The sequence below is a fragment of the Prauserella cavernicola genome, assembly GCF_016595675.1.
In the GTDB taxonomy this organism is placed as follows: domain Bacteria; phylum Actinomycetota; class Actinomycetes; order Mycobacteriales; family Pseudonocardiaceae; genus Prauserella_A; species Prauserella_A cavernicola.
In genome coordinates this window covers 183,489-198,191 of record NZ_JAENJH010000003.1, presented here as the reverse complement: position 1 = coordinate 198,191, position 14,703 = coordinate 183,489, and the positions used below count along the sequence as shown (strand labels likewise).

Sequence of the window (14,703 nt, the reverse complement as noted above, 5' to 3'; positions counted from 1 at the left end):
CGTGAGAGCCGATCAGGCAGCGGCCCGCAGCCGTTCGGCGATCTGCTCGGGGTTGGCGTCGTTGACCCACACCGCCATGCCCGACTCCGAACCGGCGAGATATTTCAGCTTGTCCTTGGCGCGCAGTACCGAGAACAGCTCGAGGTGCAGCCACGACAGCTCGCGGTCGCGGCGCCTCGGCGCCTGGTACCAGCCCGCGACGTAGGGCAGGGGCCGGTCGTAGAGCGCGTCACAGCGTTTCAGCACCTGCAGGTAGACGCTGGCGAAGTCGGCTCGCTCGGCGTCGTCGAGCTCGGTCAGGTCTCCCACCTGCCGGTGCGGCACCACCTGCACCTGCACGGGCCATCGCGCGGCAGGCGGTACGAACGCGGTCCAGAACTCTCCCTCGGCGACGACGCGGGTGCCCACCGCGCGCTCGGCCGCCAGGACATCGCCGAGCACGTGCCTGCCGTGCTCGGCGCGGTACGCGGCCGCGGTGGCGAGCATGCGCTCGGTCCTCGGCGTGACGAACGGGTAGGCGTAGATCTGGCCGTGCGGGTGGTGCAGGGTGACGCCGATCTCCTCGCCCCGGTTCTCGAACGGAAAGACCTGCTCCACACCGTCCAGTTCGGACAGAGCCGCGGTGCGGTCGGCCCACACGTCGACGACGGTGCGCACTCGCGCTTCGCTCAGTTCGCGAAACGATCGCTCGTGGTCGCTGGTGAAGCACACGACCTCACACCGCCCCCTGCCGGGAGCAACAGGCACGAGTCCCGCTCCGTCCACAGTGGTCGGCTCACCGGTCACGTGCGGCGAGAAGGAGGGGAACCTGTTCTCGAACACCACCACGTCGTAGGAGGCTTCGGGAACCTCGCTCGGCTTGCCGGGCCGGGTGGGGCAGAGCGGGCACAGGTCGGCAGGCGGCTTGTAGGTGCGGGTCTGCCGGTGGGCGGCCATCGCCACCCACTCGCCGGTCAGCGGGTCGCAGCGGATCTCCGACGCCGGCGCGACGGCGGGCAGGTCACGGGCGTCCTGCGCGTCGCGGGGTGGTGCGTTCTCGCTGTCGTCGAAGTAGATGATCTCGCGGCCGTCGGCGAGGTGACGAACGGTCTTGTTCACTCGTCGGCTCCGGATGGGGCCGCCGTCGGCGCGATCATGAGCTCTCCCACGTGTTCGGACAGGGTGCGCCGCGCGTCCTGCGGCAGTTCGTCATCACTCACCACGACGCTCGCCTCGGCGAGTTCGGCGATGGTCGAGATGCCGACCGTGCCCCACTTGGTGTGGTCGGCGAGCACCACGAGCCTGCGCCCGGCCTCCACCAGCGCGCGGTCGGTCTCGCTCTCGGTGAGGTTCGGGGTGGTGAAGCCGGGACCGTCGGCCATGCCGTGCACCCCGAGGAAGACGAGGTCGAGATGCAGGCTGCGCAGGCTCTGCACGGCGACGGGGCCGACCAGAGCGTCGGAGGGAGTACGGACACCGCCGGTGAGCACCACGGTCCGGTCGGGCTGCGTCGAGGCGCGCAGGACGTCGGCGACCTGGATGGAGTTGGTGACGATCGTCAGGCTCGGGATCGCGTCGAGCGCGCGGGCGAGGGTCCAGGTGGTGGTGCCTGCCGAGATGCCGATCGCGGTGCCGGGCCGCACGAGCCCGGCGGCAACGGAGGCGATGGCCTCCTTCTGTTCGAGCTGGCGCACCGACTTGGCCTCGAAGCCGGGCTCGTCGGTGCTGTGGCTGCTGACGGACGTGGCGCCGCCGTAGACCTTCTCGACGAGACCGCGGCTGGCGAGGACGTCGAGGTCCCGCCGCACGGTCATGTCGGAGACGCCGAGCTGGTCCACGAGATCGCTCACCCTGACCGCGCCGGTCCGCCGCGCCTCCTCCAGGATGACCGCTTGCCGCTGACGCGCCAGCACGTTGACTCCATCCGCAACTGCGACCGAATTACACAGGTTTTCGCACAAAATCCTACACGACCAAACAGAAGTCAGCCTGGGACTCCCGGCAACCGGATGGTCATCAACGCGCCGCCCGCGTCCGCGCGCCCGGCGTAGACAGCGCCGCCGTGCCGTTGCGCAGCCTGTTTCACGATCGCCAGCCCGAGCCCGGAGCCGGGCAGTGTGCGCGCTTCCGAGGAGCGGTAGAACCGCTCGAACACCTTGGGCAGGTCCTCGTCGGCGATGCCGGGACCGGCATCGGACACCTCGATCACGGCCGTGCCGTCGCCGAGCGAGCGCAGGCGCAACCACACCGCGGAGCCCTCCGGCGAGAACTTGACGGCGTTGTCGAGCAGGTTCAAAACCGCACGCTCCAGCATCGCGGGGTCGCCTGCGAGCACCCAGGGTTCGAGCGTCACGTCGAACTCGGTCTCCCCCGCCCTGCGCCGAGCGCGGTCGAGCGCCCGCTCCACGACCTCGACCAGGTCCACGCGCTCGTTCTCGACTCGCGGCTCGCTCTCGCGGGCGAGCTCCACGAGGTCGCCGATCAGCTGGGTCAGCTCGTCGAGCTGGCCACTGATGTCGGCCTCCATCTCCATGCGGTCGTGTTGAGCGAGCGGCCGCGCACCCTCCCGGCTCGCCGCGAGCAGCAGCTCCAGGTTCGTGCGCAGCGACGTCAGCGGTGTTCGCAGCTCGTGTCCCGCGTCGGCGACGAGCTGGCGTTGCCGCTCCTGCGAGTCGGCGACGGCGGCCAGCATCGTGTTGAAGCTGTGGGTGAGTCGCGACAGCTCGTCGTCGCCGGTCACCGGAATCGGGCGCAGGTCCATCGTGCGCGCGACCCGTTCGGTCGCCGAGGTGAGCCGCTCGACCGGGCGCAGACCCGCGCGGGCCACGGCAGTACCGGCCGCGGCGGCCACGACGATGCCCGCTCCGCCGAAGAGGAACAGCACGAGATTCAACTCGGCAAGCGTTTGCTTTGTGGGAGCAAGCGATTGCGCGAGAACCAGGGCCTGACCGGGACCGGACGGCAAGGCGATCACGCGCATGTCGGTGGCGGCATCGGTGCGCAGCGACGAGTCGGACGAGCCGTTGGCCACGGCCTCCTCCGACTGCCCGACGGGTGGCGGCTCGCCGCGTTCGGGCCAGGCGAGCCCGGCGCCCGACTGCAGGAGCCCGATCTGGATGTCACTGCTCACGAGCAGCGCGGAGGGCACGTCCCTGCTGAACTGGGCGCGCACCGGGACGCTGTTCACCGCGGCGTTGGCCCGCTGGATGAGGCTGTTGTCGAACTGCTGGTAGAGGTTGCCCCGCACGGTCAGGAACGCGACCAGCGAGACGAGCGCGACGGCGGCGCCCACGCACACGGCAGCGAGCAGCATCACGCGCGTGCGCAGCGAGAACCGGCGAGCGTTCTTGGGCTGCGGCTCCTCGTTCGGCTCGGGCGGCGGCGCGTCGGTGCCGGTGGACACGGGTGGCGCTTCGGTCACGGTGGTGTCTCCCGCAGCACGTAGCCGACGCCACGCACCGTGTGGATCAGCCGGGACTCACCCTCGGCCTCGGTCTTGCGGCGCAGGTAGCCGACGTAGACCTCCAGCGCGTTGCCCGAGGTCGGGAAGTCGTAACCCCACACCTCCTCCAGGATGCGGCTACGCGTGAGCACGTGCTTCGGATACGACAGGAACAGCTCGAGCAGGGCGAACTCGGTGCGCGTGAGGCTGATGGACCGCTCGCCCCTGCGGACCTCGCGGGTGCCAGGGTCGAGGGTCAGGTCGGCGAACTCGAGCGACTCGGACTGCTGACCGGCGGCCTGCGCCTCGGCGTTGGCCCGGCGCAGCAGCGCGCGGAGTCTGGCGAGCAGCTCCTCGAGCGCGAACGGCTTGGGCAGGTAGTCGTCGGCACCCGCGTCGAGGCCGGACACGCGATCGGACACCGTGTCGCGCGCGGTGAGCACGAGAATCGGCAGGTCGTCGCCGGTGCTGCGCAGCCTGCGTGCGACCTCGAGGCCGTCGAGCCTTGGCATCATGACGTCGAGCACCATCGCGTCCGGACGGTCGCTGGTCACCTTCTCCAGTGCCTGCGCTCCGTCACTGGCGACGTCGACCTTGTAGCCGTTGAACTCGAGTGACCGCCGCAGGGACTCCCGGACGGCCCGATCGTCGTCGACAACCAGAATGCGCATGTGAACAGTCTTACCGCTTGAGCTGAGACTGTCCTTAACGCAAGCCCGGAACGGGTCAATCCACGAGTCCGCCGCGGTAGGCGAGCAGGGCGGCCTGGACGCGGTTGGCCGCGCCGATCTTCGACAGCACCGCGGACACGTAGCCCTTGACGGTGGCCTCAGACAGGTGCAGCGCCCCGCCGATCTCGGCGTTGGAGAGCCCCTGGCCGATGAGCCCCACGACCTCCCGCTCGCGGTCGGAGAGCGAGGCGAGTTGCTTGCGGGCGGGCGCCGCGGCCTGCTGTTCGGTGCGGTGCGCGTTGACCATGCGGGCTGCCACGCTGGGGTCGAGCACGGCGCCGCCGCGGGAGAGGTCGCGGACGGCGCGCACCAACACGGCGGGCTCGATGTCCTTCAGCAGGAACCCGTTGGCGCCGAACCGCAGCGCGAGGCTGACGTAGGAGTCGACATCGAACGTGGTGAGCATCGCAACACTCGGAGGAGTGGGCAGGGCCTGGATGGCGCGCAGCGCGCGGATGCCGTCGTCGGGCGCGCGCATCTTGATGTCGAGCAGCGCGACGTCGGGCTGGAGGCGTCGAGCGGCCTCGACTGCCGATCGCCCGTCAGTGGCCTCGCCAACGACCTCGATGTCCGGGGCCACGGACATCATGGCCCGCAGCCCCGAGCGCACCAATTCCTCGTCGTCGGCGAACATGACCTTGATCAACGGAAGCCTCCGGCAGCCGGCGGGACGGGGTGTCCGTACCGCATCCAAGGGTGGTTACCCACTGGTAGTGTGCGTATTACAATGAGCTACGCGCCCGTAGTCAAGGTCCGCTTCACCCATGGGACAACCGGACCGCTAAGCTAGGGCAACGAGCACGTCCAGCCCTCGTAGCTCAGGGGATAGAGCACCGCTCTCCTAAAGCGGGTGTCGCAGGTTCGAATCCTGCCGGGGGCGCACCACAAAAACTTGCAAAACCGCCCCTTGACCAGCGATAACGCGATCAAGGGGCGGTTTTGCTTTGTGCGGTTGCGTGCGCCTCAGAGCGGTGGATTGCGGCGAGTTGTACCGAGTGTGTTCCGCCTGCCCGTCGCAGCCGCGCCGAGGCCAGAGTGATTGCCGTGCCTGGTATTCATCGTGGCGGGATGATCTTGCGTGCCCGCATCTTGTCGAAGATGCGCGGGAACATCTCGGTCGTGTCGACGTAGCGGTGGAAGCCGTGGTGGCGGGCCTTGGACCCGTCGGCGATGAGGTCGTAATCCCACGAGAACACGGCGTCACCAAACGCCCAGGAGGACACGTCCTGATACGGGGTGGGCGTCAAGTCGTGCTTGACGACTATCTCCTGCCACGCCGACTCCTTGTCGGCCATGACAGCGGTGAGGCTGACCGGCAGGCCGGGTGCGATTGGAAGGTCGAAGTAGTCGGCGATCTTGGGCCACATCTCCTCCCAGCGGAACAGATCACCGTTGTTGATGTTGTAAGCCTGGTTGGCGGCTGCAGGGTCGGTAGCCGCCCACACCATCGCTTCGGCGAGCAGCCCGGCGTCCGTCATCTCGATCAACGAGTGGTAGGCACCTGGCTTACCAGGAAAGCGCAGGGGAACGCCGAGGTGTTTGGAGATGGTGGCGTAGACGGCGATGACCATCGTCAGGTTCATCGGGATGCCGAGCGCGACGCCGCACACCACCGACGGCCGTAGCGCCGACCAGCTCCAGTCCTTGCCCTGCTGGGCCTGCTCGATGAAAGTCTGCTGCTCGACGTTGAACTCAGGCGGCATGTGGGGCGGGTCGTTCTCGCGGGCCGGGGTCTTGAACGGCCCCAGATGCGCCCCGTAGACCTTGTATCCCTACATCAACTGCACATGCCGCAATCCCGCGGCCACCGGCTCGATCGCCCCCAGCGCGTTTACCAGCATCCGCTGGTTCGGCTCGACCAAACCCGCGAACGTCGGGGCATCCTGGTAGGCGGCGTAGAACACATGGGTCACGTCCGCCAGGCCGGCGAGCTTCGTTCGCGTGTCGTCGCGTCGAGGAGGTCCACGCTGACGTGCCGCACCCGCTCCGACGAGTCGCCTCCTCGCCGGGACAGGCCGATCACCTGCCAGCCGCCCAGCTTCTCCAGGTAGTTGACAAGGTTGCCTCCGATCACTCCACGGGCTCCCACGACCAACGCCACGTTGTCCGACAACTTCGATCTCCGATCGTCATATCGCAATGTTTCGATTTGCCAATTTAGCACGCCACATCGAGACATGCCGATACCCCGATATACTCGGACCGTGAGCAACGCTGAGCTGGACGACCTGCTGGAGGTGTGCAAAGCGCTGGCCAACCCCACGCGCTTGCAGATCATGGGCTGGCTGCGCGACCCATCCGACCACTTCGCACCGCAAGCCGACCCGATGGAGGAGGTCGGGGTGTGCGTGAAGCAGATCCAGGAGAAGGCCGGGGTCTCCCAGTCCACCGCATCGCAGTACATGTCCGTGCTGCAGCGTGCCGACCTGGTCGAGAGCACCCGAATCGGTCAATGGACCTACTACCGACGTAACCAGAAACGCATCGCCGCGCTGCCCGAACTCCTCGGCGCCAGCCTCTGAGCGACGCCGGCTCGGATGCATGGCGCATTTGCAGCATGACGGCGTTCGCCGCCAATTAGCCGCGGTGACTGCGGCCTGCGGGAGCGTGCTCGATCTACGGTGGCTCAGCGCTATCGTCGTCGGCGCGCAACTGGACGCGCCAGTACAGCATGTCGTCGTCGGTATGGCGGGAAGTCAGCGGATGCGGTTAGCACTCCAGAACCCAAACCGCTAGGCGTGAAGCTCGCCGTGGTCGCCGGCGAACTTTCGTCCATTGTGGTCGGTCGCCGGATACGATCAGCTTGCCTGGGGCTTGCGGACCAGCAGCTGGGCCCCCTGGAACTGTCGCTCGTTCTCATGGGGCTCGCGCACCAAGCGGGCGACATCGACGAACCCGGCCTCGCGCAACAGGTCCGCGAGGCTGTCGGGCGACCACCGATAGGCGAGCGCGACCTTGTGGTCGAATTCCTGCGGCAGCGGATCGTCGCCGGCGAAGAACCCGAGCAGCAGGTAGCCGCCCGGCGCCAGCACTCGGTGGAACTCGGTGAACACGGCCGGCAGCTGCCGCGGTGGGGTGTGGATGACGGAGTAGAACGCGAGAATGCCGCCGAGAGCTCCGTCGGGGAGGTCCAGGGCGGCCATCGACCCCTCGTCGAACCGCAGTTCGGGATGGGCTTGGCGGGCCAGGGCGATCATCTCGGAGGACAGGTCGATGCCGAAGGTGTTCTGTCCGAGCTCGTTCAGGTGTGCGGTCAAATGGCCGGGTCCACATCCGAGATCGGCGACCGGTCCGGCGTCCTGGGCCTGCACGAGTTCGGCGAACGCGCCCAGCATGGCCCGCTCCAACGGCAGGGTCTCGAGCGCGTTGGTGAACATTTCGGCGTAGAGCCCCGCGACGGCGTCGTAGGCGACCTTGGTGTCGTGCAAGGCGGAGGATTCGGTCACCGAGAAGAGGATACTGCGATCGACGTTCGCCGGTAGCGACCGGGAGCGATGCCGCGCTCGCGCGAGAACGTGAACTCCGAATCGTCCGGGTCGCGCAGGAACCGCGCCGCACGGTCGAGCCGGATCCCCGAGAGGTAGGCCGGCGGGGTCGTGCCCACGACGGACTTGAAACGGTGCGCGAACGCGGGGCGTGACATGGCGATCTCGCTAGCCACGCTTTCCACGCTCCACACCCGCTCGGGCGTCTCGTGCATCAGCGACAGGGTTGCGCCGATCCGCGGGTCGCGAAGCGCCGTCAGCCAGGACCGGCGCCTCTGTCAACCTGATGGCGACTGATCGAGACCCCGGCTGTCCGTTTCCGGACTCGTTGGCGAGCAGCCTGACCGCTCCTTGCAGCGCTGGATCGGCCGCCATGTGGGCTGCCCTCGCCGCCGTTGCCGCGAGCATCCGGCTGGAACCACGTCTCAGCGCGCACGCAGGGAAGCTGAGGACACAGTACTGAATATCCTTAGTGGACTGTCGTGACCACGGCGGAGTCCGCGGGTCGAGGTGCACGAGGCGATGCCGCCGGACACCGCGTTCAGTTCGATCAGGTCAACGTCGTGCCGCCCACCCTCTACGGCCGGAGTGCTCAGGCCGTGTCTTTGCGCCGACGAACGGCTGCGATCCAGAATCGAGGCGACCTCGTAGACCTGCTACCCAAGCGCTCATCTGAGCAGGCATTTTGGGCACGTTCTAGCCCCCACGGTTGTCTGGACCCATGCTCGAGGAAAAGATACGTTGGGCACCTCGGCATGATCGCCTCCTCAACGGAACGGGCGTCTCATCACGTCAGCGGCGGCGCGGGTGGGTGTTGCTCATGTGAGCGGAAGTACAGATCCGCTCACGGGACCGCGTGGGGGTGCCGTGCCGGCGACCGGCACGGCGTATTCAAGGAGCAAGGCGTGGAGCCGAATCTGAGGCCAGGCGAGGACCTCCAGCACTATCTCGACGGCAAGCCAGCGAAATACAGGAGCGCGCATCGACGTTGCAGGACACTCTTGCCGCTGCGGCGGCGACTGTGACGTCGCGAGACAGCTCTGTCACGGTTTCGCTGGAGCCGAACGGCGGGCTGCGCAATATCCAGCTCGGCAAGCGAGCTTGTGAGCTGGGGGAAGCGAGGCTGACAGCGACCATTATGGACACCGTGCGACAGGCCCAGAGCCAGACCGCACATGCCGTGGCGGCATCGGTGGAGTCCATCATGGGCAGCGGCGAGGTACTGGACATGAAGAGGGGCTTCCTCCCTCCTGACCCGTCGGCCGACGACGGTGACGTGGACCAGAACAAGTTCGTCGAGAACCCCGAGCCCAAGCAGCCGCCGGCACCACCGAACCCACCCGCGACACCGCCACCGGTGTCGCGGCCCGCAACCCGGCGCCGCCCTGCCCATGACGATGGAGACGATTGAGGTGAACCCCTGGTGAACGACGGATACAGGGTCGACGACGAAGATGCCTTCGACGAGTTCGGCAAGAAGCTGAACCAGCTCGCGGACAATACAAAAAGCACCGGAGACCTCGTTGGCGGCATGGTCGCCGATCCGGGCCTGTTCGGCGTCCTCGCTGGCCAGATCATCGGCGCGGCCGCGAGCAGCGCCTGCGACATGACAGGGCAAGCGTTCGACAAGTACAGCGAAGCAATCCAGAAGCACAAAGACAAGCTGGACAAGACACTCGAGACTTACCAAGCCCAGGAAGATGACGTGGCGACCAGGTTGTCGGAGTACAAGGTATGAGCGAGACCGAAGAAGACAAGGACACGAACGACTACTCCGACAACGACACGTATTCGAAGGGCGACATCTGGCACGACCCGAAAGATCTGATCACCAGCGACGACACCCGTACCAACGGGCTCGGCATCGGTAACACCATCGATGTCCTGCAGGGCGCCGTCCAGGACCAGGACCAGGTGATGATGGGCGTCGCGGGCGCAGGTCTCGCCTTCGACGTTCTTGGTCTGGTCATCGATCCGCTCGGCACCGTGTTCGCCGCCGGGATCGGCTGGCTCATCGAGCACGTCACACCGTTTCGTGTCCCACTCGACCTTTTGGCGGGTGACCCCGAGGGCATCTCGACCGCTACGGACGCCCTCGACAAGGAGAAGGAAAAAGTAGACGGCTGGGTCCAGGATCTCAAGACCGACCTGGGCAAGTTCATGGAAACGTGGAAGGGCAAGGCCGCGGAAGAGTACAAAGCGGTCACGGACGACCTTGCCAAAGCCCTGGAAGCACTGGGCAAGTCCCTCGCGTCCACGAGCGAGACCATGTCGATCTGCGGTGCCGTCATCGGCGCCGTCCGAGGGATCATCCGTGACCTCATCGCCGGCATCCTCGGCGGCATTGTCGCCGGGGCACTGGCCGCGCTCGCGGCCATGCCGGTCACCTTCGGCGCCTCGGTCCCCATCTTCCTCGGCACCGTCGGAGCGACTGTCGTAGTGGCTCTGAGCAAGATCGGCATTCACATCACCAAGCTGACCAAAAGCCTTCAGTCCGCTGCGAAGGGCTCGGACGACGTCGCGAACGCCACCAAGGGCGTGGGGGACGATGTTGGCAGGGCCGGAGGCAACTCCGCGCCCACCGGCGGTGGCAGTGGCGGCGGTGGCGGCGGCGGACGTCAGCCGAATGAAAGCACCGGTGAGGCACCGGAGATGAGTGGTGCCAACGGCAGTGGCGGCGGAGGTGGCGGCCAGGGCGGCAACAGCACCCCCGACGGCGGCGGCGGTGGCGGCACCAGCGGCGACGCAGTACCCCCGCCTCCCACACGCACACCCCCACCTCCACCCGGCAACAGCACCCCCGACGGCGGCGGCGGTGGCGGCACCAGCGGCGACGCAGTACCCCCGCCTCCCACACGCACACCCCCACCTCCACCGGGAGGTGACACGTCTCCCGATGGCGGCGGAAGCATTTCATCGACACTCGATGGCAATGGCGGATCAGGCGGTTCCGGGGGCAAGGACTGGGACCCGAACTCGGGCATCAAGGACTGGGATCCAAACGCCGGCATCAAGGACTGGGACCCCAACTCGGGCATCAAGGACTGGGACCCCAACGCAGGCCCAGGCTCATCGCCCTCAGGTGGCGGAGGTGGTACGTCGGGTGGCGGCAACGGCCCCGGCGACAGCAGTCCGAATGGAAACGGCGGCAGTCAGGACGGCGGCGGCCAGGGCGGCGGCCAGGGCGGCGGCCAAGGCGGCGACCGCGACGGCAACCAAGACGGCGGCCAAGGCGGCGACCGCGACGGCAACCAAGACGGCGGCCAAGGCGGCGACCGCGACGGCAACCAAGACGGCGGCCAAGGCGGCGACCGCGACGGCAACCAAGACGGCGGCCAAGGCGGCGACCGCGACGGCAACCAAGACGGCGGCCAAGGCGGCGACCGCGACGGCCAGAACGGTGATGGCGACAAAAAGTCCTGGATCTGGGACAGTCCGCAAAAAACTCGTGACCTGTTCATGGACGGCCTGAAGAAGTACTCGTCTGATCACGGCGACGCGCTCACACCCGATCAGATCGACAACTTCGGGAAGAAAATGGACGATTTCCTGAAGAACATGAACGGGACCCCCAACCTGATCGAGGACAAGTGGGGCAAGGACATCGCTGACAAGATTGAGAACGGCATCAAGACGGTCACCGATTTGACCCACAGCCCAACAGGGTTGGCCACGAAGGGCACGATCGACTTCTTCCGGTTCGGTGTGTTCCCCGCCATGGACAACGGAGGCGTTTTCCCCGAGGAATGGAGGGGCGACAACGCGTAACGGGTGGCGGGTGCGGGTGTCTTCGGAGACCCGCACCCGCCCACCCGAACGCGGGGCACCCTCTGTTCCACCACTCGTCCAGCGCTGAACGGAATCGGCGCGTTGGACGTCCGGGTTACCTGGCCAACGCGTCCCGACTCGATCTGCCCCGCCACAAAACCATGACAGCCGTTGGCAGGGTTTGCTCGTAGCGTCAGAGGGCATGACCACCTGGACCGAGTTCGCAGCCGCCGCACCTCGGATCTCCGAGATCTTCGCGCGACGGCATTCCGCCACCGGCAACCTCTGCATGCTCGCGACGTTGCGCTCCGACGGGTTCCCCAGGATCAGTCCGCTCGAGCCGCGGTTGTTCGAAGGCAGGCTGTGGCTGGTCGGCATGCCCGGCACCACCAAGTTCAAGGACCTCGCACGTGATCCGCGGTTCTGCCTGCACACCGCCACCGCCGATCCGCAGGTCACTGAGGGCGACGCGAAGCTCTGGGGCACCGTGCACGACGTGCGCGATCCCGCACTGCACCAGCGCTGGGCCACCGCGCTCTACGACGAAACGGGCTTCGACCTGCGCGGGCAGGAGTTCGACACCTTCTACGAAGCCGACATCGTCGGCGGGTCGTCCGTGGAGGTCGGTGACGGTCACCTCGACATCACCGTGTGGAAGCCCGGCGAGCCGGAGCGGGTCGTGCGCAAGCACTGACATCGCGGGTGGGCGAAGCAGTCCTGGATCGTTGCGCCCACTCGTCGCGACCGAATGGGGCACATCGATCACGATCGGGCATCGGCACCGGGCGACTCTGTGACGCACCGGCCATGCCCGGCGACTCCAGGTCAGATCCGACCTTCCTGGAGGCAGAGTGTTCCGCCGCGCGCTTCAGGCGGCCCGACGAGCGTGGCGGCGGCTCGTTCACTGGCTGCGCCGTCCACCGGACGACGTCGAGTGGGACGACGTGATGTGGTGAGCGCAAACCGGTTGCCCGCGCCCGTAGCCTGAGCGCATGACAGTGTCCATCGTGGAGTTTCCGGCAGGCGACGAAGGCCCGTACGGCATCGCGACGGGAGCCGACGGCGCGCTCTGGTTCACGCAGGTCCGCAGTGGCAGCATCGGCCGGATGACCACCGGCGGCGACGTCATCAGCTACCCGCTCGATCCGCCGACGGGGCAGCCGACCGTGATCACCACGGGGCCGGACGACGCGCTGTGGTTCACAGAGTTCGCAGGCCATCGCGTGGGCCGCATCGCGCTCGACGGCACGGTTTCGACGTTCGCCGTTCCCGAAGCGGGTCCCTACGGCATCACGACCGGACCTGACGGCGCGGTGTGGTTCACCCAGATGAACACCGATCGCATCGCCCGGCTGGAGCCCGGCGGAGAGCTCACCGAGTTCCCGCTGCCCGACGGCTCCTACCCGGCGGCCATCACAACCGGGCCGGATGGCGCGCTGTGGTGCTGTCTCAACCAGGCCAACGCGATCGCGCGGATCACCACCGACGGCGACGTCACCGTCCACACGCTACCGACGGAGTCCGCCGCGCCGGTAGGCATCATGAGCGGCCGCGACGCGCTGTGGTTCGTGGAGATCGGCGCGGGACAGGTCGGCCGCATCACGCCCGACGGCGAGATCACCGAGTTCCCGCTGCCGGAGCGGGCCGCGCGACCGCACGCCATCGTGGCCGACCCGCGCGGCGGCTACTGGTTCACCGAGTGGGGCGCGGGCCGGGTCGGGCACGTCGACGAGGACGGCTCGATGGAGCACCACGCGCTGCCCCGGCCTTCGTCCGAGCCGCACGGCATCACCGTGGGACCGGACGGCGCGGTGTGGGTGGCGCTCGAGATCGGTGCGCTGGCACGGCTTTCGCCGCGCTGATCGGGTGAGCGCGGGTCGGGTGCCTGACCGCGGCGATGGGCGCCGGCCGGGAAGCCGATCGGAAAGACCTACGCGCTTGGGCCGAACGCACGACTCGCGGCCAGGCGGCTAGTTCGCGGCCCGGAGCGCCGGATCAGGGACCCATGGAGCACAGTTCGCGGTCCCGGGCGCGCACGACTCGCGCGCCGGGGTGCACGACTCGCGAGCCAGACGTGCAACTCGCGGTCCCGAGCGCGCACCTCGCGAACCCGAGCGCGCACCTCGCGAACCCGAGCGCGCACCTCGCGGCCCCGAGCGCGCAACTCACGAACCCGAACGCGCAACTCACGAGCCCGGGCGCGGGACTCGCGGGTTCGGGCACACGACACGCGGGTCAGGCGGAGGGTGGGGCGTCTCCGTTGCCCTTGACTCGGGTCCAGACCTTGCCCGCCGCGCCGGAGACGGCTTCGCCGACGTCGGCGAAGACCTTCGCGAGCGGGTCGGTGGACGCGGTGAACGAGTCCTTGTAGGACTTCGCGGCGGACTTGACGTCCGAGGACCAGTTGGCCTGCGGCTCGTCGGTGTCGCGGCGCGGGTAGTCGCCGGCGAGGATGTCGCGGTAGTCGGCCGAGGCGGCCCACTTCTGCAGCTCCGCCGCGCGCACCACGGCGAGCGGGTGCGACATCAGTTCGATGTTGCGCAGCTTCAGCAAACTGTCCCGGATGTCCTCACCCGAGGCGTACTCGGTGGCCTGCTGCAGAAACGCCGGGATGTCCACCTGCGCGGGGTCGACACCACCCGCCAGCAGCACGTGCGCCCGCAGAGCGGCCTGCGGGTCCTGCCCGCACAGCAGCCCCGCGCGGTCACACGAGAGCTCCGCCTTGCGGAACCACTCGCTGAGCGCGGCGATCACCGCGCGCAGCCCGAGCGCGCTCACCGGCATCCACGACATGCTCAGCTGCAGTTCGACGAGCCGGAGCAGCATCGTGCGGTAGGCGGCGTGGCCGGACAGGACGTGGCCCATCTCGTGCCCGAGCACGAACCGCAGGCCGTCGTGGTCGAGCAGCTCAACGAGCCCGGTGGAGAGCACGATGAACGGCTCGTCCATGCCGATCGTCATGGCGCTGGGTTCGGCGCCGCGGGCGACGAAGACGGTCGGCACCCGATCGATGTCGAGCACCTCGGCGCATTCGTTCCGCAGCCGGTCGAGCTCCGGGTACTGCGTCGGCCCGACCCGGATCGCCGAGCCGAGCGCCATCAGCCGTTCGCCGCGCTCGTGGAAGAAGCCGGCCATCGTCTTGAGGACGTCGGCGAAGCCCGGCACCATTCGCAGCGTCGCCAGCGCGCCCCGGTCGACCGGGTGCTCGTAGGCCCTCGGGCTGATGCCGGGAAATCTGACTCTGCCTGCCGTACCTGCCGTACCCGCCTGCACGTCGCTGTTCACACGTTCCCCCTCG

The 14,703-nt window shown here is 68.0% G+C and carries 14 protein-coding genes, 1 tRNA gene and 1 pseudogene; 7 read left to right on the top strand and 9 right to left on the bottom strand.

Going from position 1 to position 14,703, the window contains the following annotated elements; all coding sequences use genetic code 11:
* Nucleotides 1–12: 12 nt before the first annotated feature.
* The 5 genes from galT to JHE00_RS14225 all read right to left on the bottom strand — a co-directional run bounded on the left by galT (nt 13) and on the right by JHE00_RS14225 (nt 4,798).
* Nucleotides 13–1,098 carry a galactose-1-phosphate uridylyltransferase gene (gene galT, locus JHE00_RS14245; protein WP_200318537.1) on the bottom strand — a complete coding sequence of 362 codons (1,086 nt, stop codon included), beginning with the start codon at nt 1,096–1,098 and terminating at the stop codon, nt 13–15.
* Nucleotides 1,095–1,892, bottom strand: a complete 798-nt coding sequence (locus JHE00_RS14240) for a DeoR/GlpR family DNA-binding transcription regulator (RefSeq protein ID WP_200318536.1) — start codon at nt 1,890–1,892, stop codon at nt 1,095–1,097. Before JHE00_RS14240 ends, galT begins: the two co-directional genes overlap by 4 nt.
* 71 nt (nt 1,893–1,963) lie before the next feature.
* Nucleotides 1,964–3,292 (bottom strand): HAMP domain-containing sensor histidine kinase, encoded by a 1,329-nt coding sequence (locus tag JHE00_RS14235; RefSeq protein WP_200319249.1) that lies wholly within the window; start codon nt 3,290–3,292, stop codon nt 1,964–1,966.
* 104 nt (nt 3,293–3,396) lie between these two features.
* Nucleotides 3,397–4,092 (bottom strand): response regulator transcription factor, encoded by a 696-nt coding sequence (locus JHE00_RS14230; protein WP_200318535.1) that lies wholly within the window; start codon nt 4,090–4,092, stop codon nt 3,397–3,399.
* Between the two features lie 55 nt (nt 4,093–4,147).
* Nucleotides 4,148–4,798, bottom strand: a complete 651-nt coding sequence (locus tag JHE00_RS14225; RefSeq protein WP_200318534.1) for a response regulator — start codon at nt 4,796–4,798, stop codon at nt 4,148–4,150.
* 161 nt (nt 4,799–4,959) lie between these two features.
* Here JHE00_RS14225 and JHE00_RS14220 point away from each other — a divergent pair.
* Nucleotides 4,960–5,032, top strand: a tRNA-Arg gene (locus JHE00_RS14220).
* Between the two features lie 175 nt (nt 5,033–5,207).
* Here the strand turns inward: JHE00_RS14220 and JHE00_RS14215 are convergent.
* Nucleotides 5,208–6,265: pseudogene (locus JHE00_RS14215) on the bottom strand (SDR family oxidoreductase).
* Between the two features lie 64 nt (nt 6,266–6,329).
* Here JHE00_RS14215 and JHE00_RS14210 point away from each other — a divergent pair.
* Nucleotides 6,330–6,674: an ArsR/SmtB family transcription factor gene (locus tag JHE00_RS14210; protein ID WP_200318533.1), complete on the top strand. Its 345-nt coding sequence runs from the start codon at nt 6,330–6,332 to the stop codon at nt 6,672–6,674.
* Nucleotides 6,675–6,950: 276 nt separating this feature from the next.
* Here JHE00_RS14210 and JHE00_RS14205 read toward each other — a convergent pair whose 3' ends face one another.
* Nucleotides 6,951–7,529: a class I SAM-dependent methyltransferase gene (locus tag JHE00_RS14205; RefSeq protein ID WP_200319247.1), complete on the bottom strand. Its 579-nt coding sequence runs from the start codon at nt 7,527–7,529 to the stop codon at nt 6,951–6,953.
* A gap of 65 nt (nt 7,530–7,594) precedes the next feature.
* Complete coding sequence (locus tag JHE00_RS14200) at nt 7,595–7,852, bottom strand: helix-turn-helix transcriptional regulator (RefSeq protein ID WP_200318532.1); 258 nt, start codon at nt 7,850–7,852, stop codon at nt 7,595–7,597.
* Between the two features lie 641 nt (nt 7,853–8,493).
* Between JHE00_RS14200 and JHE00_RS14195 the strand changes: the two genes are divergently transcribed.
* From JHE00_RS14195 to JHE00_RS14175, 5 genes are all read left to right on the top strand, one after another.
* Entirely contained in the window at nt 8,494–9,048 is a 555-nt protein-coding gene (locus JHE00_RS14195) for a YbaB/EbfC family nucleoid-associated protein (RefSeq protein WP_372440451.1), read from the top strand.
* Between the two features lie 12 nt (nt 9,049–9,060).
* Complete coding sequence (locus JHE00_RS14190; protein WP_200318531.1) at nt 9,061–9,375, top strand: hypothetical protein; 315 nt, start codon at nt 9,061–9,063, stop codon at nt 9,373–9,375.
* Nucleotides 9,372–11,405, top strand: coding sequence for a WXG100 family type VII secretion target (locus tag JHE00_RS14185; protein ID WP_200318530.1), 2,034 nt, complete (start codon nt 9,372–9,374; stop codon nt 11,403–11,405). Before JHE00_RS14190 ends, JHE00_RS14185 begins: the two co-directional genes overlap by 4 nt.
* A gap of 202 nt (nt 11,406–11,607) precedes the next feature.
* On the top strand, nt 11,608–12,099 hold the full coding sequence (locus tag JHE00_RS14180) for a pyridoxamine 5'-phosphate oxidase family protein (protein ID WP_200318529.1): 492 nt from the start codon (nt 11,608–11,610) through the stop codon (nt 12,097–12,099).
* 298 nt (nt 12,100–12,397) lie between these two features.
* A complete protein-coding gene (locus tag JHE00_RS14175) occupies nt 12,398–13,267 on the top strand; it encodes a Vgb family protein (RefSeq protein WP_200318528.1) in 870 nt (289 codons plus the stop codon).
* 373 nt (nt 13,268–13,640) lie between these two features.
* On the opposite strand, the gene JHE00_RS14170 is transcribed toward JHE00_RS14175, so the two are convergent.
* Complete coding sequence (locus tag JHE00_RS14170) at nt 13,641–14,690, bottom strand: M48 family metallopeptidase (protein WP_307831936.1); 1,050 nt, start codon at nt 14,688–14,690, stop codon at nt 13,641–13,643.
* Nucleotides 14,691–14,703 lie beyond the last annotated feature (13 nt).

Bases quoted from the DNA above. Each gene is read 5' to 3' on its own strand.
- JHE00_RS14205 (WP_200319247.1), bottom strand. From the start codon at position 7,529: ATGTTCACCAACGCGCTCGAGACCCTGCCGTTGGAGCGGGCCATGCTG.
- JHE00_RS14200 (WP_200318532.1), bottom strand. From the start codon at position 7,852: ATGCACGAGACGCCCGAGCGGGTGTGGAGCGTGGAAAGCGTGGCTAGC.
- JHE00_RS14175 (WP_200318528.1), top strand. From the start codon at position 12,398: ATGACAGTGTCCATCGTGGAGTTTCCGGCAGGCGACGAAGGCCCGTAC.
- JHE00_RS14235 (WP_200319249.1), bottom strand. From the start codon at position 3,292: ATGCTGCTCGCTGCCGTGTGCGTGGGCGCCGCCGTCGCGCTCGTCTCG.
- JHE00_RS14230 (WP_200318535.1), bottom strand. From the start codon at position 4,092: ATGCGCATTCTGGTTGTCGACGACGATCGGGCCGTCCGGGAGTCCCTG.
- JHE00_RS14180 (WP_200318529.1), top strand. From the start codon at position 11,608: ATGACCACCTGGACCGAGTTCGCAGCCGCCGCACCTCGGATCTCCGAG.
- JHE00_RS14210 (WP_200318533.1), top strand. From the start codon at position 6,330: ATGCCGATACCCCGATATACTCGGACCGTGAGCAACGCTGAGCTGGAC.
- JHE00_RS14185 (WP_200318530.1), top strand. From the start codon at position 9,372: ATGAGCGAGACCGAAGAAGACAAGGACACGAACGACTACTCCGACAAC.